The following is a 20,441-nucleotide window of genomic DNA, read 5'->3' on the forward strand; positions in this document are numbered from 1 at the left end:
CGGGCCGTCAGGCATGGGTAGAGTGATGCCATGATGCAATTTGATACGCTCGCGCTGTCTTCGCGTGGCTCAGCCCTGATTTTGACCATTAACCAGCCGGCTTCGCTCAACGCGCTGTCCCAAGAAGTCGTGAACGACTTGGAATCCTTCCTTAATTGGTTTGAAACCACCGGGTTTGAATACCGCGGAGTGATCATCACCGGAGCCGGAGAGAAGTCCTTTGTCGCCGGCGCCAATATTGTGCAGATGAACGCCATGGACGCCCAAGAAGCACTGGCCTATGGACGCCAGATGCACGCGGTAACCGAACGCCTAGAATCCCTCCAAGTTCCAGTCATTGCTGCCGTCAATGGCTTTGCTCTGGGCGGCGGCTGCGAAATCGCGTTGGCCTGCGACTTTATCTACGCTGCAGAAAATGCCAGCTTCGGACAGCCCGAAGTTAACTTGGGCCTGGTTCCCGGCTTTGGCGGATCCGTGCGCCTACCGCGCCGGATTGGTAATGCCTTAGCCCGGGAACTGATCTTCACCGGGCGCCGTATTAAGTCGGCCGAAGCACTGCGTATCGGCCTAGCCAATCGGGTCGTGCCAGCCGCAGAACTGATTGACCAGGCACTAGCCACCATTGAAGAAATTGCTGCCGTCTCACCGACCGCGGTGGCCAACGCCAAAACCGCCTTGGTACAGATGGATGCGTTGAACACCCATGAGGCGTTAAAAGTTGAGGCAGACTCATTCCAGCGTGCCTTCACAACCAATGATTCGGTGGAGGGGCGAGCTGCCTTTGTTGAGAAGCGCTCGCCGAATTTCCCGGGCAACTAATGATGCACTACGGTCCGCACCCGGATCAGCACCTGCAATTCTTTGAACCCGAGAACGTGATGGCCAAGGGTGCGGTGATGATCATCCATGGTGGGTACTGGCGTGAGAAGTACACCGCACAATTAGGCGTACCACTGGCCCAGGACCTGGCAAACCGAGGGATCCCGAGCTATAACCTGGAATACCGCCGGGGGACCGGTAGCGCTGCAGCGATGCTCGCTGATGCTCGGCTGGCCCTAGGGCTGATCAAGGAAGACGGCCCAATTACGCTGATCGGTCATTCGGCCGGCGCACAGTTAGCCTGTGTGCTGGCCGCCAATGACTCGCGCGTCAGCCAGGTAATCAGTCAGGCAGGTCTGCTGGATATCGAGTATGCGCGCCGGCTGGCGCTCAGTGATGGAGCAGTTGACCTGTTACTCGATGGGGCACAGCCAGCTGCCTACAATCCCGTGGAATTATGGCCGATGGCTGCCCGTGTGATCATCTTTCATGGTCGAGATGATGAGGATGTGCCGGTAAAAATCGCTCGACTGGCCGCTCAAAGGGCAGCGGCGCTGGGACAGGACTACCGCTTCGCGTTGTTTGCAGGGGATCACTACACTTGGATTGACCCGCACAGTAGCCAATGGGCTGCCTGCGTGGGCGCCCTGACACCCTTGCACTACTAGAAGGAGCAAGCATGAACCCGACCGTGATCGGTGAAGCCCTCGTTGACGTCCTGGCTTCGGGCATTGCCCCCGCGCAGGAGTTTGTTGGCGGTAGCCCGCTGAACGTCGCGGTATCACTGGCTCGTTTGGGTTATCCCGGAACCCTGATTTCTCGTTGGGGTGCCGATGACAAGGGCGCAAAGATTGAGGGATACCTCAAAGACAACAACGTTAAATACCTCGGCGGCGCCGATGATCAGGCGACCGTGATTGCCCACGGCATCCTTGATCCCGCCGGTGGTGCAGCATTCGCCTTTAATGCCTTCTGGCAGATGCCCACCATCGGACCAGAACTGCCGCAGGACGTGGAGCTGGTACACACCGGCTCTATCGCCACACTCTTCAGCCCCGAAGAGCTGCTGCCCCTGCTTTCAGTGGCCCGCACCCACGCAACAATTAGCTATGATCCGAACCTGCGCCCGTCACTGGTGACCAATCATGCTCAAACGGTGGCCGAGGTGGAACGCTTCGTCGGTCAGGCGGACGTTGTGCGAGTCTCAGGCATTGACCTGAAATGGATGTACCCAATGCGTTCGGTGCAAGACTCGGCGCGGGCCTGGCTGAACATGGGACCTGCCATTGTGGTGTCCACCGCCGGATCGCGGGGTTCTTGGGGCGTGGTAAGCGCCGGGGATGCCGAATTTATTGCCCCCTCTGTGGAGGTGACCGATACCGTGGGCGCCGGTGACACGTTTACCGCGGCCCTACTGTGCTGGTTGGCCGAACACGACCTGATTGGTGCCTCCAACCGTGAAAAGTTGGGCCAGCTGGGCACCAGCGAATTGTCTCAAGCCCTTGAATTTGCGGCTATGGCGGCTGCCGTGACCGTGCAGCGCGCCGGTGCCAACCCGCCGCGACGCGAGGAGCTCTAACGTGATCAAGCTGATCGCTTCGGACCTCGATGGCACCATTGTCGCCAAGGACGGTACTATTTCTCCGCGCACCCGTCAGGCCTTCTTGGATGCTCGCCACGCTGGGATCCAGATCGTGTTTGTTACCGGTCGGCCCTTCCGCTGGTTGACCCCAATCATCGAAGCTTTCGGTGGCCTGGGCACCGTAATTTGTTCGAATGGTGCGGTGCTCTATGACCTAGAACGTGATCAGGTGATTTGGTCCCGTACCCTTAGCGCGGCGAAGGCCCGTGAAGCAGCGGCCATCATTTCACAGGTTGAACCGGAGGCGACCTTCGCCGCCGAGACCACGGTGGGTCTACATCTTGGTGAGGGTTTTGCCGACCGCCACCACGATTTTGGGGTGCAGGCGGCGTTAGATTTGTCCTCGAATGCCATTGATAAAGAAGGCATCGTCAAGTTCCTCGCCCGATCCCAGCACCTGAACATTGACGACTTTTATGCTGCCGTGCGCCCCGAACTTAGTCACCTTGTCTCCATCACCCACTCGGCGTTTGACGTCTCCTTGCTGGAAATGGCCCACGTGGATATCGACAAGGCAAAAACCCTGAACGAGTATTGCCTGCGCTTGGGAATCACCCCAGATGAGGTCATGGCCTTTGGCGACATGCCAAATGACATCCAGATGCTCGAGTTTGCCGGCCACGGCTACGCCATGGCCTCCGGACACCCCACCACCCTGGCCACCGCGAGGTACAGTGCACCGCCACTGGCCGAAGACGGTGTCGCTCAGGTGATCGAAGGTTTGCTGAAATGACTTACGCTTTTTCACACCGCGGAGTACGTCACTCAAATGAAGAGAATACTTTGGTATCTTTTCAACGCGCTGTTGATGTGGGCGTCACTCATCTGGAATCGGATGTCCACGCGTCAGCCGATGGAACTGTTTACCTTTTTCACGATGAAACCTTGGATCGAGTCACCACTGCGACTGGAAAATTCAGCGAACGCACCGACGCGGAACTCGCGCAGATTACCGCTGGGGGAGAACCGCTGTGCACCCTAGATGAACTACTAGATGCCTTCCCACAGGCTCAAGTAGTGAATCTGGATGTGAAGGATGAGCACGTCATTGGGCCACTTGCGGAGCTGATTGAACGACGCGCAGCACACGACCGGATCGCTTTGGCCTCCTTTTCCAGCGCTCGCAGCCATGCGGTACGCCACTTACTTTCGGCACCGATCAGGCGCTCGCCGGGACAAAGCGAAATCATTCTGATTTGGCTCTGCGCCCACCTTTTGGGATGGGTCCCCAAGGCGCTGGTTAAAGATTTCTGGGCGGTGCAGGTGCCCTTCAAGCAAGCGTGGCTACCTGTGGCAACACGTAGGTTTACGCGAGCCGTTCAACGAGCTGGTGCCCAAGTGCACGTTTGGGTCATCAACGATGAGCCAACCATGAAACTACTTATGGAACGCAAAGTCGATGCGATCATGAGCGATGACGCGGCCCTTCTCATGAAGGTGCTGAACTTCTGAAATAACCAATGAAAACGGTTTCATGCGTTTTCAATCTAAGAGCCCTAAGTTTCGACCTACTGGGCGACTAACGGTGATCCCAGACGCCGCGAAGTCTCGCGGAAAATGAACTCGGTAGGCAATCGTGGAGGCAATTCCGGTCCGTTAACTCCTTGGCGCAACAATGCATCTAGGTAATTCATGGCCAAGATCCCGGAGTCATTTCGCGGAACGTGCACGGTGGACAGCGCAGGGGATGACATCGAGGAAAACTCAATGTCATCGTAGCCAACGACCGTCAAATCCTCCGGGACCTTGACGCCAAATTGGGCTAGCTGGTTGATGAGCCCTAAAGCCATAACATCGTTGTAAACCATGACAGCTGAGACAGAAGATAAAAGAACTTGCTGGGCAGCGCTGCGACCACCATCAAAAGTGGGCTCAAACCGGCCGATAGAAACTTCTTCTAGTCCCGCGTCAGCTAAAAGCTCGGTAGCGGCCTGTTGGCGAATTAGGCATGAGTAACTGGTTTGAGGGCCAGCAACATAGCCGATGCGATGATGGCCGAGCGCCTTGAGATGCGCCACTTCCTGGGCGATACCACTGCGGTTGTCAATCGTAACTGCCGGAACTTCGGGGACTTCCCGGTTGATCATCACCAAGGGGTATCGACTGGAAATGTCGACGAGTTTTTCATCGGACATCCGCGGAGAACATAAGACGAGACCATCAACCTGACGGGCTAAATTTTCCGTCAGCTCCGGTTCGTGTTTCACGTCCTCGCCCGTATCTACGAGCAACGCGGAATACCCAAGCTGCTCGGCCTTGCGCTGAACCGATCTCACAATTGTCGGGAAGAACGGGTTTGTCAGGTCGGGTACGACGATGCCGATATTCCCAGTGAGTCCGGTGATTAGCGAACGTGCAGCCGCATTCGGCCGGTAGTTCAGCTCCTTGGCGAGTGCCAAGATCTTGTTGCGGGTTACCGAATCGACCTTTTCCGGGTGCACAAACGTCCGGGACACTGTTGCCGGGGAGACTCCGGCAGCCTTTGCAACGTCCCTGATAGTCATAGATTTCGACATCGTTGTGTCCTTTCAAACCGTTGTCTGAAAGTTTAGCTGTTTAGCGAAGATTACGTTTTCTCCCATATTTTTTCAGTGTGGGCTTGGTCTCACGCTGTAATGCGGGTTACATTAATGTGAACGTTTTCATCTTGAATGCAAAATTGACCTCCAAAGATGGTTCTGAGCATTCAGGCACCGATTTCACCACTCGCAGTGTGACACCTGCCGATACGAAATCAATAACGTCGCTAATTCAGGCAGGCGTTTCGAGCGAACCCACATTGCGTGCAGAAAAAGGAACACTTGAATGGCAAACAACCAAACCACGGCTCAACGGAGAGCTGAACTTAAAGAGGGAAAACTCTCGCTCAAGGAGAAGATCTCTTATGGAATGGGAGACCTCGGCAACGGTTTCATGTTCGATCTGGGGCAGGCCTACCTTCTGAAGTTTTACACTGATGTCGCTGGACTGCCCGCGGCAGCGGCGGCAACAGTATTCGTAGTTACTAAGCTTTTTGATGCGTTTATGGATCCATTGGCTGGCACGGCCATCGATAGCCGGCGCAAAGTCGGACGTTCTGGACGATTCAGGGGAGTGATGTTCTACTCCTCTATTGCTTTGGCAGTTCTCACCATCTTTACGTTCCTGACTCCAGGAATGTCTGAGGGTGTAAATCTCGTTTACGCCTACGTGTCCTACATGGCGTGGGGTGTTCTGTATTCCTTCACCAATATTCCGTACGGATCTCTAGCCTCGGTCATGACGCAGGAACCTGTTGAACGCGCCAAGCTCGCCTCGTTTAGACAAGCGGGGTCGGTATCGGCGCTGTTGATCACCGGCGTGGCCTTCATGCCAATCGTTCTGGCGTTTGATTCCGAACGAGTTGGTTATGCTTTTGCTGCCGGGGCCATGGCGGTGACTGGTGTTCTTTGCTTCTTCGCCACCTACCGTGGCACGAATGAAAATGTTCCCGTGGTGCGATCCACTGAAAAGCTCACACTCAAGGGGTTTGCCAGTGCCATCGTTGGAAATCGACCGTTGCTGACGATTATTTTGATGACCACATTTTCGATCTCCGCTTATAACGTGAAGACATCGATGATTGTGTACTTCACCCAGTACTACCTTGGCGATGTCACTTTGCTTCCATTCGTCAATGTCATCAGTATCGGCTCATCGATCATAGGCATTCTCTCGATTCCACTACTAACGAGGTTGATTGGGAAGAAGAACACCGCCTTGTTTGGATTTGGTCTGGCAGTCGTTGCGGATGGATTGAATTTCATCCTGCCGACAAACCCAATTTTGTTTACGATCCTCTTTAGCTTGTCCTTCATCGGTGTTGCTTTGCCTAACGGGATCACCTGGGCCATGGTCTGCGATGTCATTGATTTTGGGCATTGGAAGAATGGGGCCCGACGAGAAGGCATTACGTACTCCATGTTCAACTTCTCGCGAAAGATTGCCCAGTCCGTTGCTGGTGGTTTGGCCGGCTTCGGTTTAAGTGCTGTCGGTTATGTCCCAAATGTTGCCCAGACCGAGACCGCGCTTTCGGGAATGAAAGTCTTGCAGACCTTATACCCATGCTTGGCGTTACTCATCGCCGGGGTAGTGCTGTACTTCATGTACCCGCTCACTGACCGACGCATGAAGGTTATTACCGAAGAAACCAGGGATCGGGAGTTGGCTGCGGGAGCCGTTAGCGACGACTTCAGCAGGTAGCAGATCGTGCTGGGCAAGTTTTAGTGGAAAACTTGCCCAGCTAATTCTGTTTGTGGATCTACTCGCTCGTTCCTACGGAGCAGTACCTAATCGTGTGCTGGCTCATGACTTCAGCATCTGGTTCGAAGCCAATTCCAGGTGCCGTGGGCAAGGGCAAGGTGCCGTCGGAGTTAAGAAGACCCTGATGTGGAGCATGCCAAGGATGTAGTTGAAGTTCCCAATTCAAGAAGGGGACCTCCAGCTCAGGACGTGTTTGACCATCCTGAAGTCGCATCGAAGGATCAAGAGCAATGATTTGCGCGCTGGCCAATAGCGCTGGGCCGTAATAGAAACAATGAGGAATGACATGGACATTAAGCTTTTTGCCAGCTTCTCGCACCTGCAACATCGCGCTGACGCCACCGATTTTGCCAATGCTCGGTTGTGCAAACTCGATGGCTCCGCGTTCCATGTCATTGATCAGTCCATGTACTCCCGAATGGTTCTCGCCGCCGGAAACATTCTTGAATTCAGAATTAAGCTTTTGCAGAGAATCCGAATCATCTGGTGGGAAAACTGGTTCTTCGATCCATAGAAGATTGATGTCAGAAAGTTGCTCAAAAGCCGAACGGGCTTCGGGTAACTGCCACTTGCAGTTCACATCGACCATCAATGGATAATCCTCGACGGTATTCCGAGCCGCCTGAATTGCTGGTTTCAACGATTCATGCAACTTGAACGCTTTGAACCCCCGAGACATAGCGCGAGAGAGATGGAATGAAACTTCTGTCGGGTCCTCAGCGTAGTGAACCAGCGAGGCGTAGGCATTGATCTCGTCGCGTGAATCGGCATCAATGAATTCGCGGAGGGGCTTGCCGGCACGCTTCGACGCGATATCCCAGAGGGCGATATCAATAGCGGACAGCGCGTAGTGAATGGGGCCGGTACGTCCGAATGCATGAAAGGCATATTCCGCGGCGGGTAGGCATTGGTCTAACTCGGTGGACCGACCCAAGAAGAAAGGAGCAACGATATGCTCAAGCGCCGCCCATGTGGCTGGATTGGCCTTGTGTCCAAAGCCTTCACCCCACCCAATAAGCCCTTGCTCCGTGGTGATTTTTACGATCAAGGATTCCATCTGCGTGAAGCTCCTTGATGATGCATTGAAAGTATCAATTGATTCCGCATTGGAATCTTCAGTTTCGCGACGTGCCGCATCAAATGGCAGTGAAACTAGATAGAGTTCGATAGAGGCAATCGTGTCTTTTAATACGGTTTTGACTTGCGACAATTTATAAGCCCCTTTTTTGATATTGGATGTTCTTCAAGCATATCCGCTTGGGTTGGGAGTTGACATTAATGATGACGATGCCACCAAAGATGGTCATCTGACCAATGTGGTTGACCTCACGTTGCTCTTAGTTTAGCGTTGTGGAATAGAGATTGGAAAGCGCATTCCAAAGCATGTTGACGAAACAGTTTTGAAGCAAGGAGTCAGTCATGTCGGTCCCGATTCGCAAGGGGCACCCTAGCGTTCTGATGAAAGGAGGTGATGGCCAGTGAGTGCCATTGCCGAGTTGCAAAGCCTGAGTAAGACCAAAGGTCGGAAGGCTCCTGCAAAAGATAACAAAGCCGCTCATATCTTCTTGATCCCCTGGACGATTGGGCTCTTCCTGGTCACCCTCGGCCCGATGGCCATGTCGCTGTACCTCGCCTTCACGGACTACAACTTGTTGCAGTCACCGGAGTTCACGGGGTTCGCCAACATTGAACGGATGTTGGATGATCAGCGACTCCACAATTCGTTGCGCGTGACTTTCACCTATGTATTGGTTGGAGTTCCGCTGCAACTGGCCGTTGCCCTAGGTGTTGCCATCTTGCTTGACCGAGGAATGCGTGGATTGTCCTTCTATCGATCCGTGTTTTACCTGCCATCCATGCTTGGTTCTTCAGTAGCAATCGCGGTGCTCTGGAAGCAAATTTTCGGTACCACCGGTCTGGTCAACCAAATGCTGGACCTAATAGGCATTCAAGGCATTGGTTGGATCTCGGATCCAAATACGTCGCTCGGAAGCCTGATTCTGCTCAACGTTTGGACCTTTGGTTCACCGATGGTGATTTTCTTGGCCGGCCTACGCCAAGTTCCCGCCATGTATTACGAAGCTGCATCTATTGATGGCGCCTCGAAATGGCGCCAATTCCGAAGCATCACGCTTCCAATGATCAGCCCGATTATCTTCTTCAATCTCGTATTACAGATTATTGGGGCTTTCCAGAACTTCACCCAAGCATTCATCGTTTCCAACGGTTCGGGTGGCCCTGCTGACTCCACGATGTTCTTCACTCTGTATCTGTATCAGCAAGGCTTCAAGCAATTCGATATGGGATACGCCTCGGCTATGGCCTGGCTTTTGGTCCTAATAGTTGGCGCATTCACCGCCGTGAACTTCTTCGTTTCAAAGTATTGGGTGTTCTACGATGACTAATCAAACTTCGTTACCGCAGTCTGATGATCTTAATCAGACAAGTCATGATCATGTTCTCGATGAAGAGAAGATGTTAGGCCAGAAACCACCGGTGGGTGGAACTGACGCTAGTGGACGTAAGGTCAAGGGTTACCGGCCAAAAATGCGGACACCATTTAGATCGGTCGTGAAGCACGCACTGCTCATCCTCGCCGCGGGCGTGATGATTTACCCGCTGTTGTGGATGGTAGCCAGCTCCTTCCGCCCCAATGACCTGATCTTCAGGGAAGCCGGGCTAGTCATCTCACAGGTGGATTGGAATAACTACCCCAACGGATGGGATGCCCTTTCCGAACCGTTCAGCAAGTATCTGATGAACTCCGCCATTTTGGTCCTAGGCTGCATCCTAGGAAACCTGGTCTCGTGTTCCATGGCGGCCTACGCCTTCGCTCGACTGGACTTCAAGTTCAAGAAGATCATGTTCGTGCTGATGCTCATGACGATCATGCTCCCTATTCACGTGATCATCGTTCCTCAGTACGTGATGTTCTCGCAGATTGGGTGGGTTAACACCTTCTGGCCGATTATTGTCCCGAAGTTGTTGGCCACGGACGGGTTCTTCATCTTCCTGATGATCCAGTTCATCCGAGGCATTCCTAAGGACATGGACGAGGCCGCACGTATCGATGGGGCTGGACACCCGCGCATCTTCCTCCAAGTGATCTTGCCGTTGATGGTTCCAGCGTTGGCCACAACAGCGATCTTCACTTTCATCTGGACCTGGAGTGACTTCTTCACCTCGTTGATCTACCTGACGAACCCAAGCAATTACACCGTGCAGGTGGCGCTGAATGCGTTCATCGACTCCACCGGTGAATCAAACTGGGGAGCTCTGTTCGCCATGTCGATCGTTACCCTCATCCCGGTCTTCCTGGCCTTCCTCTTCGGTCAGAAATATCTGGTCAAGGGTATCGCCACAACCGGTATCAAATAACCGACTGCGAATGGCCCGGGACTTCGAAATCCGGGCCATTGGCATTTCTGGCAGCCACGTAATTACAGCGGCCCATAGCTAAGGAGAAAACCCATGGGAACAACAACACGCACACGTTATGTATTGATCGGCGCCGGCAACAGGTGCGAAATGTACATCACTTCCATGCTCGGTGATCACAGTAACGTCGCGGAATTGGTCGCATTGGCAGATACAAATCCGGGCCGTATTGAGTATTACCAAGATGTCGTCGAGCAGACCTTTGGAGAACGCTTGGGAGCGTTTGACCCGGAGGAGCTGGATTCATTCATTCGTGAGCATTCCATCGACCGAGTGATCATTACGACCCCGGACTATACCCATGCTTCACTGATCTGCACTTCCATGTATGCCGGTGCCGATGTCATTGTGGAAAAGCCGCTGACTATCGATGCTGAGAGCACCGCACGAATTGCCCAAGCGATGACCGATACAGGTCGAGAAGTGATCGTAGCTTTTAACTATCGATACTCACCAAGAAACACGGCACTGAAAAAAGCTATTGATGATGGACTGATTGGTCAGGTGACATCCATTGATTTCAACTGGATGCTCGATACTGTTCACGGAGCCGACTACTTCCGCCGCTGGCACCGACTGAAAGAGAACTCGGGAGGGCTTCTAATCCATAAATCGAGTCATCATTTTGATCTCGTTAACTGGTGGATTGATGACTCACCTAAGAGCGTTTTCGCCGCCGGTGGCCTGAAATTCTATGGTCCTAAAAATGCTGAGTCCAGAGGCCTGGCGGCGCACGAACGTGGCACGCATGAATTCAGTGATCAGGAACCCTTTGACCTGGACCTACGTAGCGATGAACGTCTAGAAAAGCTGTACTTAGCTAATGAACATTTTGACGGCTATCGACGGGACCAAGGCGTCTTTAATGGAGAAATTTCCATCGAAGATAATCTGAGTCTGACGGTTCAATATGACAAGGGCCCCATCCTCTCCTATTCACTTAATGCGCACAGCCCGTGGGAGGGGTACCGCGTAGCCATAAACGGTACCGAGGGACGACTCGAGCTCGATGTCGTGGAGAGAGCCGCAGTACTACCGGCGGCAGGAGGCAGACCCGTTGATCCCTCCTTTAGCGATGACGGACAGAGCAGCAAAATCCGAGCAAAGGGTGAACGTCTTGTGGTGCAACGGCACTGGCAAGAAGCCGAAGAAATCCCGATCATCAATTCAGATGGATCACACGGTGGCGGCGATAAGCTCCTGCTGGAAGAACTCTTCGAAGGACGCCAAGCGGACGCCTATTCACGACAGGCCGGGTTTCTTGACGGAGCCCGAGCGATCGCCGTGGGCATTTGCGGGAATAAATCTTTGGAAACTGGCGCGTTAGTGGACGTTACGTCCGCCGGCCTTGGCGTTAATTTGTCATCAATTGAAAAGGTTCAGGTGTAATTGAATTCATGAGTGAGAAAGTTATTATTACCGGCGGTTCAGGACGCTTGGGTCGCGCTGTCGTTGCTGGTTTCGCGGCCGCAGGACATGATGTCGTTTCTCTGGACCGGGGGTTACCCGAAGAACCAGTGCCCGGTGTTGATTACCGCAGCATTGATTTGATGAATGCTGAAGCTACGCACGTAGCATTCAAGGAAATTTCTCCTCAGGCCGTGGTTTCGCTAGCGGCCATGGCGGTACCGTTTATGGCTCCGGAAGAAGTCCTTCTTCAAACTAACGCGACCATCGCGCACAATGTCACTTCTGCGGCTGTGGAATCGGGAGCGACGCGTGTTGTCCTGGCCTCTAGTCCATCAATCATGGGCTACGGATCTCCCGGCGGTTGGGTTCCTGAAAAGCTTCCACTAGACGAAAATGAAACACCACGCCCGTGGCATGCCTATGGTTTATCCAAGTATGTCGCTGAACAGATCGCAGCCATGTTCGCCGCCAAGATGGGGCCACGGAGCCCGGTGAAGTTTGCTTCATTCCGCCCTTGCTTCGTGATTGCAGAAGAAGAGTGGGATGGTGCACCGACCCAACAGGGCCACACGGTGGCAGAACGATTGCAGGATCCGAAGCTCTCGGCTCCTGCACTGTTCAACTATGTCGATGCTCGCGACGTCGCAGACTTCCTGCTGCTGTTACTCGAGAGATTTGACCGGGTTGAGAACGGTGCAGTGTTCTTTGTAGGAGCTAAGGATGCCATGGCCACCCGTCCACTCTCGGAGATCATCCCAGAGATCTATCCGGAACTCGCATCCCTGGCAACGGGCCTGACCGGCGATAGCCCGGCCTTCAGCATCGAAAAGGCCCGCGAAGTGATCGGCTGGGAACCTAAGCGCAGCTGGAGATCCGAGCTTAAAGCCAAGGTCTAAAACGTTCGAACAAAGAAGACTGGTGGGTACCGAGAATTTGATTCTCGGTACCCACCAGTCTTTCCATGCTCGCTTATCGCTGTAGCACTTGGGGCCTAGGCAATCCGTTGACCATGGTGGTTGGCCACTGGGGATCCACACTAAGCACTTCGATGGCACCAGATTCAGTGAACAACATGGTGTCCTCAACCTTAAAAGTATGGCCGTCGCGTTGTGCACTCGGGTTGACTGCGAAAGCCTGATTTGCTTGGAAACGGTCCGTTGCTCCTGGAGCTAGTCGCGGATCCCGACCGTTGAATCCGGCAATTCCGCCCTGATGATGCCGCGTCCACTCCAGCTCGTCAAAGCCATGGGCTGGATAGGCCTGCTGGATGATAGGCAGCAGCTCGCCGAGTGCTTTGCCTTCTGAAATACCCGAAATAATGTCTGCCTCGACGCCGAGAATGTCAGCTTCTCCGGCAAGTTCTTCTTCGGTAGCAGGCGCAAAGCGGACCCAGCGCGTCAGGTTGGCAATCAACCCATGCCTCCTGACGCACAATACGGCCATGGCTTTGCGCCCCAGTGGTGCCTGAGTCGGCAAAGGGTGTCGATAATCGGTACGAGTGGAACCGCTAACTAGGGCTACCAGGACTTCTCCACCTTGTGCGATGGCGCCTGCAGATAGTTTGGCTGCGATAGCGAATTCGGAGTCATCGCTGGAAGACTCTGAAAGTACTTCGGTCATCACCGAAGCAGTGTCTTGGCACAACTGACGGTAGCGGTCCACTTCCGTTGCCGTTAGCGCCGTGCGCATAGTACGAAGCTCCGAGTCGACCTCGGACTCTGCAAGAATCTTCCAGTCTGCAGCCTCGGGGAACCAAGCGCTGACATCATCTAGTGACTCGTACCAGTTGGTGACATGTAGTTTCGCCGAGCTCAGAACAGTGAGTTCTTCGTCTTGTAGCCGCTGTGCTTCACTGATTGATGTAGCAAGCTCGCAGCCTTCAGCGTGAACCAAAACGCGGACGATCGGAGGAGCTGCAAGCGAAACGTGTGTACGTGCACCGTCCAGGAGCCAGGCTAACGATGCTGGGGTGGAGAGCAGTATTGCTTGGGCTCCCCGCCTTTGAATGATTTCCGTGAGCAGAGCGTGCTTTTTTGTGTATTCACTTGTTATCGCCGTGGGCATGTTCCATCTTTCTGATTGTCTGCACCGAATTCTTGGACAAGTGCGGAGGTTGCTGTGGCATTCAGACGACCGTCAACCACTAAAACGCGCAGACGACGAGTCAGAGAGGTGCCGGGTTCTAATACGACTGGGGCATCCCAAGCCAATGAACTGCCAACACCTGGATAACCAGAGCTACGGACAAACCACGGATCACCCTCGTCGCTACAGAAAATGAGAGTCGCTTCGCCATGTCCTGTGCCACGCTGTGAGAGGCCCACTGCCTCTGAGAAGAAGTCGGCACTGAAGGCCAACCATGGGCTCAAAGAGCCATGGACTTGTTCCTCGCCTACTAGAGAGTCGGTAAATATCTGTGGGTTACTGTTTCTAGGCATTCGCCAAAAGAATCCGCCATAACCGCCCTTGGGCCGTCCATTAGATCCAGGTGACCCGAGAGAAACAGATTGTTCACGGGCCGAAAGGCTGAACGTGAAGTCCATGATCCATCCTGTTGCCCCAACGGATGAGTGGGTGAAAGTACGGAAATCTACTGTGCGTTGTTCATCCAACAAAACGTGCTGCTGATGGCCGACCCACTCTAGTTGGGAATTGACCGAACTCCCGTTGGCAGCAAAAGAATTTGCAAGAGTGCGGATATGTCCATGATCTTCGCGCCATACGTAACGTGAGTCCGCCCGTGTATAGGTTCGTCCGCCCCAGAAGTTATTTCCATTGACGTCCTGGATGGCTACCCCGACGCCAAGATGCCAGGTGTGATCCAACGGTTGCTGGTCACTGATGTGCACACCGCCTAGGGTCGTGAGCTCATCAAGAAATGGCCGCGGCGAGTTAGTGACGGCAATATCCTCACCGGTGCGGAGCCTGGCGACGACCTGTTTCTGCCCGGTGGTGGGATGCTCAAGCGTGAATTTACCGCTAGATTCCGGCTCAGCGGCCCAAGGGGCTCCAAGTGAGGAGAAGTTCGACTGCGCAGCCACAGACCTATCAATGAAATGCTCAATATCTGGGATGACAGGATGGAATTGATCTCCATCGTCCGTGGGGATCACATATTCTTCAGGGATGTCTGTTGGTTCTGGACCAATTCGTATTTGTTCCAGAACGCGCATGAAGGCCCCGGCAGATTCCAGTGAGCTTAGTAGTTCAGTGGCAACTCCGGCACGGACGTCGACAAGATTCTCCAACAGATTCACCCGATCAAAAACCTTGGAAGTAGCGGAACGGCCTAAGTCCGGATTGGGCTTGATGATCAATTCATCGCGGGTGTAGTACAAGACGGCTGAACCTTCAGTTCCATAGATGGTGATCCAAGGGTCCTGCTGTTCCTTCGCGCAGACTGTCAGGGCTGCGGTGACCGGAATGCCGGTAGTCGTTTGTAGTTTCACTACCGAAGTATCGTCGGCTTCGATTTGGTGCGCATGATACAAATCTGTGGCTACCGAAATGACGTCACTGGAGCGTTGTGCCCCGGCAATCCTTAGGGCACTGGCGACCGCATGAGCTAGTGGGTTGGTCACCACACCGTCAGCGATTTCAATACCATTCAGTTGTCGGTGACCGGCCCAAGGTGAGCGGTTGTAGTAGCCCGTGGTGCGTAGCCAATTTCCGCTGGCCCCGACCGCACGTAAGGCACCAATGGGTGAATTCTCGGAACCGGATTCAAAGAATTCAGCCACTGCTTTGAGTGCCAATGACCCCAGTGCCTGGAACCCTACCTGGACGTTGACACCAGCTGCTTGCGCGGCACTCAGCAGTGTTTCGTACTGCTCCAAGGTAGCCGTAGGAGGTTTTTCCAAATACAGGTCAGCACCGGTTACTAAGGCCTTCAAAGCCAAATCTGCGTGAGTATTAATGGGGGTCGAAATGATGATGATGTCCGGCTTCAACCCCGAATCAATAAACTCGTCGAGGCTACTGAAGATTCGAGTATTTTCTCCGCGAATAGCGCTGCCCGGATCATTGGGATCAATTCCAGCAAGGAAACTGATCTTTTCCTCACCTACTAGACGTTGAATATTTATCAGATGCTGGCGTCCAAAACCATTAAGACCGACCAGCACCACCGCTGGCGCTGATGACGGTGAAGCGGAATTATCGTCTTTGGTAGCCGCTGCGGTGGTTTGCTGGTTCATGTTGTCCTTCTTGAAATTGTCGAAGTCAGATCAGTTTATGGCGCTCGCCGACTGGATGCCTGCAGCTTGCTCAAGATGCGGTAAAACCAGTGACGCGAAACGTTCTGACATGGTGTTCAGCGTTAGATCAGCGTCTTGAGCGTTGATTTCGTCATTAAAGATTTCGACTTCGACGGGGCCTCGATAACCGGTCTGAGCTACCCAACGAGAGATCGATGAGAAATCAACATGACCATCGCCCATCATTCCGCGTGACTGGAGCGCATTACTGGCGATTGGCAGGTTGAAGTCGCAAATTTGATAACTAGCTAGGCGACGTTCGTGGCCGGCACGCTGGATCTGCTGTTGTAGCTGTGGATCCCAGAAGACGTGGAAAGTGTCCACAACCACTCCGACCGCTTCAGCTGGATAGGCAGTTGCCATATCCAAGGCCTGACCCAGTGTAGATAAGACGGCGCGGTCAGCTGCATACATCGGGTGCAATGGTTCGAGCACCAGGCAGACACCATGGTCTATTGCCAGCGGAACCAACTGGTCTAGGGCTCGTGCCACTCGATCTCGGGCACCAACAATATCCTTGTCCTGGCGATCTCCAGCGCCACCGAGAAGATGCGCTGCTGACGGCAAGCCACCGACTACCATGATCAGATTATTCGCCCCGATGGTGGCAGCTTCTTCGATGGCTTGACGATTGGAATCGAGGGCTTCTTGCTGTGCCTGTGAAGAGGTGGCCGTGAGGAATCCGCCACGGCACAGGGTACTTGCCTGCAACCCACCTTCCTTGATGATGGTCGCAGCTCGTTGCGCCCCTCCAGCTTGTTCGAGGAGGTGACGCCATGGGCCGATATGGCTTAATCCAGCGCGGGCAGCCGCCTCGACCGCTTGCTGCAGATTGAGGTTGGGTGTGGTGCCGGTGTTCAGGGAAAGTTCGAAGCTCATGACACTCCTGTCAATGTACGGGTAGTGGTCTTGGCGCCATAAACGGCAAGGAGTTCTTCCATGCGCTTGGCAGCTAGTTCTGGGTTCAGCAACAGGCCTGCGGTATCTGCTAAGACGAAGGTGCGAACTAGATGGGGAAATGAGCGTCCTGCGTGCAGGCCACCGACCATCTGGAAGCCACTTTGATGACCGTTGAGCCAGGAAAGGAACGCGATTCCAGTCTTGTAGTAGAACGTGGGAGCACTAAAAATGTGCAGGCCCAGTTCCCGGGTTGAGTCCAAGATGGTGCGGCCCCTTGCGGCATCTGAAGCATCAAAAGCTTGGAGGGCTGTTGATGCTGCGGGATAGATAGCTGCAAATATTCCGAGCAAGGCATCTGAATGCAGTTCCCCATCACCATCGATGAGTTCTGGATAATTGAAGTCGTCCCCGGTGTACAGCCTGATTCCAGATGGAAGCGTGGCTCGAAGTTGTTTTTCGTGCTCCGCGTCAAGTAGTGAAACCTTCACTCCGTCGATTTTTTCTGAGTGCTTCTCCAAGATGGATTGGAACACTGCCGTTGCTTCGGCAAGATCGGTGGTGCCCCAGTATCCGGCAAGCTGGGGGTCAAACATTTCACCGAGCCAGTGCAAGATCACTGGTTGCTGGGCAGCATCTAGCAAGGTTGAGTAAACCTGGACGTAGTCTTGCGGGGTCCGTGCAGCCTTGGCCAAAGCCCGTGAGCACATCAAAATGGACTTTGCTCCGGAATTTTCGACAAGGTGCAACATCTGCAGGTAGGCGTCAATGACTAACTGCAGATCACCTGGCTCAACCGGCTGGTCGTTGAGCTGATCGGTCCCGACTCCGCACGCGATAATGTCGCGTACCGTCAGCGAGGTGAGTGCTGGGTAGCGGTTATCGGCAATGACGGTTGCTGCTTCTTGGGCTGAACGATTGATCAGCTCACAGGTGGCTGCATAGTCCAGGCCCATGCCACGTTGCGCGGTGTCCATGGCGTCGGCAACACCTAGCCCGTAGGACCAGAGTTCGTGACGGTAGGCGAGTGTAGCCTCCCAATCAATGACAGCTGGTGCCCCAGGGGTGTTGTCTGCATCCATATGTGGAATCACATGGGCTGCTGCGTACACCTTGCGTGAGGTGATGGGTGAGGTGGGGCGGTGGAAGTCGCCAGGTCCATGCATCTTGTAGGTAAATGACTGCCCGTGCTCATCGATCAGGGTGAGTTCTGGAAAGTTGTTCTGACTCATAGCGTGATCTCCGGAATATCTAGGGTTCGGCGCTCGGAGGCAGACTGTAGGCCTAGGGCTGCTAGCTGTACTCCACGGGCCGCAGATAGCAGACCGTATTTGTGTTCCCGTCCAGCGGCGACATCCGCGAGGAAATCTTCCCACTGTAGTTTGAAGCCGTTATCGAGATCCGCGTTTGCGGGAACTTCCAACCACTGGTCACGGAAGGACTCGGTCACTGGCAGATCTGGGTTCCATACCGGCTTAGGCGTGTGAGCGCGTTGCTGGGCGACGCACTTGTTGAGGCCCGCCACGGCTGAACCATGGGTTCCATCGATCTGGAATTCGACTAGTTCGTCGCGGTATACGCGCACAGCCCACGAGGAGTTGATCTGTGCGATGACCGGATCACCTTCGGGGGTTTCGAGTTCAAAGATGCCATAAGCGGCGTCGTCGGCAGTGGCTTCGTATGGCTCGCCTTGCTCATCCCATCGGGTGGGGATGTGGGTGGCGGTAGTGGAAGTCACGGTTTTGACCTGGCCGATGATTCCTTCTAAAACATAGTTCCAGTGGCAGTACATGTCGGTGGTCATCGAGCCTCCGTCCGCTAAGCGGTAGTTCCACGATGGGCGCTGAGCCTCTTGGATGTCGCCTTCAAAGACCCAGTATCCAAATTCTCCGCGCAAGGAGAGAATTCTTCCGAAGAATCCCTCATCGACGAGGCGACGTAGTTTGACTAGTCCAGGAAGGTAGAGCTTGTCATGAACTACGCCGGCGGTAATTCCTTTGGCCTTGGCCTGACGGGCGAGGTCAACGGCATCATCTAAGTTTTCGGCGGTCGGCTTTTCCGTGAAGATGTGCTTACCCGCGGCGATGGCCTTGGACAAAGTGTCATACCGTAGCGAGGTCATCGAGGCATCAAAGATGATGTCAATACTTGGATCATCGATGAGCGAATCGAGATCCGTGCTGTAGTGCTCCACTCGATGTTTCTGCGCGAGCTCCCGCAATTTGTCTTCATTGCGGCCAACAAGAATCGGCTCAACGGTGAGCTTGGACCCGTCGGCAAGAGTGATGCCACCCTGGTCGCGGATGGGCAGGATAGAGCGCAGTAGGTGCTGCCTGTAGCCCATCCGGCCGGTGATGCCGTTCATGGCAATGCGGAGAACTTTGGTATTTGTCACGAGATACTCCTTGGGTGAAGTGAGAGAGGGAAATAAGTTTGGGAATGCGCTTTCCACGATAGTGATGCAGAATTGGAGTGTCAACCATCACGAGTTTTGAAAGATAAGCTTGTCCCAGCTGTAGTGGACGAAAAGGATTTCAGATGGCTATTCGACTAACTGACGTCGCTAATGAAGCCGGTGTTTCATTGGCAACTGCCTCACGCGTGCTCAATGGTTCCGCACGAAAGCCGGCCGCTGAGATCTCTGACAGGGTTCGTGCTGCTGCGGAGAAACTTGGCTATTTTCCCAACGCTCAGGCGCAAGCGCTTGCCCGGGCTTCAACGAAGCTGGTTGGTCTTGTTGTTCGCGACATCGCGGACCCCTACTTCTCGACGATCGCTCGCGGAGTTCAGCGAGGCCTGGGGGATAGCGGCACCCAGCTGCTTTTGGCTAGTACGGATTCTGAACCAGAGCGAGAAATTGAAGCCGTCAGATCCTTTATGTCCCAGCGCACGGATGCCATTATTCTCTCTGGTTCCCGTGGTTTATCTGAGGATGCAGCCTTGTTGCGGTTGATTGGGAGCTATCAGGAAAATGGGGGTCAGGTAATCGTTATCGGACAACCCTTGGCGAGCACTGGTGGTATTCAGATAGACAACGAAACGACCTCTGAAAACCTCGCTGAAGAGCTCATTAGATCGGGCCATCGAAGGTTTGTTGTTCTTGCTGGAGACGAAAACTTACTGACTTCGCGTGATCGCGCTCAAGGCTTCCTGAGGAAGTTGAAGCGTACAGGGCTGTCGGCTGTGGGGGTCGTGCATGGTGCGTTTTCCCGCGAAGGCGCCTATATGGCGATGAGTGATTTCCTTAGGGGGCGCAAGTCGGAGGAGGATGCGCAACAACTGTGCGTTTTCTGCGTTTCTGACGTCATGGCCTTGGGGGCTATTCGCGCCATTCGGGAAAGTGGACTTCGCGTACCCGAGGATATTGCGGTTGTAGGCTTTGACGATATTCCGACCCTTGAGGACGTTACTCCTGGAATTAGTACCGCTCGTCTGCCATTGGAAGAGATCGGTAGATGGGCCGGTGAGATGGTGCTAAGTCATGGAGAGGCGCGTAAAACGGTAGTTGCCGGAACTCCCGTGCTGCGCGAATCTACCAAGCTGCATGCGGGGAACCAGTGATACCCAGCGTGCATAATGCCATGTTCAAATGTTATTGACGGATTCAGTCCCACCCCTTGACTCGTGATGGGGCTCACACTTAGATTGTTTGGGAAGCGCTTTCCGAAAGACTGAAAATACGGTCAATTGTTGATACT

General features: G+C 54.0%; 18 protein-coding genes. 11 read left to right on the plus strand and 7 right to left on the minus strand.

Features of this window, described 5'->3' with window-relative positions; all coding sequences use genetic code 11:
* Positions 1-30 precede the first annotated feature (30 nt).
* The 5 genes from QMQ05_RS00195 to QMQ05_RS00215 are packed head-to-tail and all read left to right on the plus strand — an operon-like array spanning position 31 to position 3,913.
* Complete coding sequence (locus tag QMQ05_RS00195; protein WP_345472022.1) at positions 31-819, plus strand: enoyl-CoA hydratase/isomerase family protein; 789 nt, start codon at positions 31-33, stop codon at positions 817-819.
* Positions 819-1,487 carry an alpha/beta hydrolase gene (locus tag QMQ05_RS00200; protein ID WP_345472024.1) on the plus strand — a complete coding sequence of 223 codons (669 nt, stop codon included), beginning with the start codon at positions 819-821 and terminating at the stop codon, positions 1,485-1,487. The genes QMQ05_RS00195 and QMQ05_RS00200 overlap by 1 nt, the downstream gene beginning before the upstream one ends.
* An 11-nt stretch (positions 1,488-1,498) precedes the next feature.
* The gene (locus QMQ05_RS00205) at positions 1,499-2,398 is read left to right on the plus strand and encodes a PfkB family carbohydrate kinase (protein ID WP_345472026.1); all 900 of its coding nucleotides are present in this window, start codon (positions 1,499-1,501) and stop codon (positions 2,396-2,398) included.
* A 1-nt stretch (position 2,399) separates the two neighbouring features.
* Positions 2,400-3,194 (plus strand): HAD family hydrolase, encoded by a 795-nt coding sequence (locus QMQ05_RS00210; RefSeq protein WP_345472028.1) that lies wholly within the window; start codon positions 2,400-2,402, stop codon positions 3,192-3,194.
* Entirely contained in the window at positions 3,191-3,913 is a 723-nt protein-coding gene (locus QMQ05_RS00215; protein WP_345472030.1) for a glycerophosphodiester phosphodiesterase family protein, read from the plus strand. The genes QMQ05_RS00210 and QMQ05_RS00215 overlap by 4 nt, the downstream gene beginning before the upstream one ends.
* A gap of 56 nt (positions 3,914-3,969) precedes the next feature.
* On the opposite strand, the gene QMQ05_RS00220 is transcribed toward QMQ05_RS00215, so the two are convergent.
* Positions 3,970-4,977 (minus strand): LacI family DNA-binding transcriptional regulator, encoded by a 1,008-nt coding sequence (locus QMQ05_RS00220; RefSeq protein WP_345472032.1) that lies wholly within the window; start codon positions 4,975-4,977, stop codon positions 3,970-3,972.
* A gap of 289 nt (positions 4,978-5,266) precedes the next feature.
* Here QMQ05_RS00220 and QMQ05_RS00225 point away from each other — a divergent pair, with 289 nt between their 5' ends.
* Entirely contained in the window at positions 5,267-6,682 is a 1,416-nt protein-coding gene (locus tag QMQ05_RS00225; protein WP_345472034.1) for a glycoside-pentoside-hexuronide (GPH):cation symporter, read from the plus strand.
* Positions 6,683-6,740: 58 nt separating this feature from the next.
* Here QMQ05_RS00225 and QMQ05_RS00230 read toward each other — a convergent pair whose 3' ends face one another.
* Entirely contained in the window at positions 6,741-7,799 is a 1,059-nt protein-coding gene (locus tag QMQ05_RS00230) for a mandelate racemase/muconate lactonizing enzyme family protein (RefSeq protein ID WP_345472036.1), read from the minus strand.
* Positions 7,800-8,220: 421 nt separating this feature from the next.
* Here QMQ05_RS00230 and QMQ05_RS00235 point away from each other — a divergent pair, with 421 nt between their 5' ends.
* The 4 genes from QMQ05_RS00235 to QMQ05_RS00250 all read left to right on the plus strand — a co-directional run bounded on the left by QMQ05_RS00235 (position 8,221) and on the right by QMQ05_RS00250 (position 12,486).
* The gene (locus tag QMQ05_RS00235; RefSeq protein WP_345472038.1) at positions 8,221-9,147 is read left to right on the plus strand and encodes a carbohydrate ABC transporter permease; all 927 of its coding nucleotides are present in this window, start codon (positions 8,221-8,223) and stop codon (positions 9,145-9,147) included.
* Positions 9,148-9,289: 142 nt separating this feature from the next.
* Entirely contained in the window at positions 9,290-10,120 is an 831-nt protein-coding gene (locus QMQ05_RS00240) for a carbohydrate ABC transporter permease (protein ID WP_345474808.1), read from the plus strand.
* A gap of 93 nt (positions 10,121-10,213) precedes the next feature.
* Complete coding sequence (locus tag QMQ05_RS00245) at positions 10,214-11,569, plus strand: Gfo/Idh/MocA family protein (RefSeq protein WP_345472040.1); 1,356 nt, start codon at positions 10,214-10,216, stop codon at positions 11,567-11,569.
* Positions 11,570-11,577: 8 nt separating this feature from the next.
* Entirely contained in the window at positions 11,578-12,486 is a 909-nt protein-coding gene (locus QMQ05_RS00250) for an NAD-dependent epimerase/dehydratase family protein (protein ID WP_345472041.1), read from the plus strand.
* A gap of 73 nt (positions 12,487-12,559) precedes the next feature.
* Here the strand turns inward: QMQ05_RS00250 and QMQ05_RS00255 are convergent, their stop codons facing one another.
* The 5 genes from QMQ05_RS00255 to QMQ05_RS00275 are packed head-to-tail and all read right to left on the minus strand — an operon-like array spanning position 12,560 to position 19,108.
* The gene (locus QMQ05_RS00255) at positions 12,560-13,654 is read right to left on the minus strand and encodes a M24 family metallopeptidase (RefSeq protein WP_345472042.1); all 1,095 of its coding nucleotides are present in this window, start codon (positions 13,652-13,654) and stop codon (positions 12,560-12,562) included.
* Positions 13,639-15,786, minus strand: a complete 2,148-nt coding sequence (locus tag QMQ05_RS00260) for a DUF6807 family protein (RefSeq protein WP_345472043.1) — start codon at positions 15,784-15,786, stop codon at positions 13,639-13,641. Before QMQ05_RS00260 ends, QMQ05_RS00255 begins: the two co-directional genes overlap by 16 nt.
* Positions 15,787-15,816: 30 nt before the next feature.
* Positions 15,817-16,725, minus strand: a complete 909-nt coding sequence (locus tag QMQ05_RS00265; RefSeq protein ID WP_345472044.1) for a sugar phosphate isomerase/epimerase family protein — start codon at positions 16,723-16,725, stop codon at positions 15,817-15,819.
* Positions 16,722-17,975, minus strand: a complete 1,254-nt coding sequence (locus QMQ05_RS00270; RefSeq protein WP_434063161.1) for a dihydrodipicolinate synthase family protein — start codon at positions 17,973-17,975, stop codon at positions 16,722-16,724. The genes QMQ05_RS00265 and QMQ05_RS00270 overlap by 4 nt, the downstream gene beginning before the upstream one ends.
* The gene (locus QMQ05_RS00275; RefSeq protein WP_345474812.1) at positions 17,972-19,108 is read right to left on the minus strand and encodes a Gfo/Idh/MocA family protein; all 1,137 of its coding nucleotides are present in this window, start codon (positions 19,106-19,108) and stop codon (positions 17,972-17,974) included. The genes QMQ05_RS00270 and QMQ05_RS00275 overlap by 4 nt, the downstream gene beginning before the upstream one ends.
* A gap of 173 nt (positions 19,109-19,281) precedes the next feature.
* On the opposite strand from QMQ05_RS00275, the gene QMQ05_RS00280 reads away from it, so the two are divergent.
* Positions 19,282-20,304: a LacI family DNA-binding transcriptional regulator gene (locus QMQ05_RS00280; RefSeq protein ID WP_345472046.1), complete on the plus strand. Its 1,023-nt coding sequence runs from the start codon at positions 19,282-19,284 to the stop codon at positions 20,302-20,304.
* Positions 20,305-20,441 lie beyond the last annotated feature (137 nt).

This window comes from Glutamicibacter sp. B1 (assembly GCF_039602135.1).
Classification (GTDB): domain Bacteria; phylum Actinomycetota; class Actinomycetes; order Actinomycetales; family Micrococcaceae; genus Glutamicibacter; species Glutamicibacter ectropisis.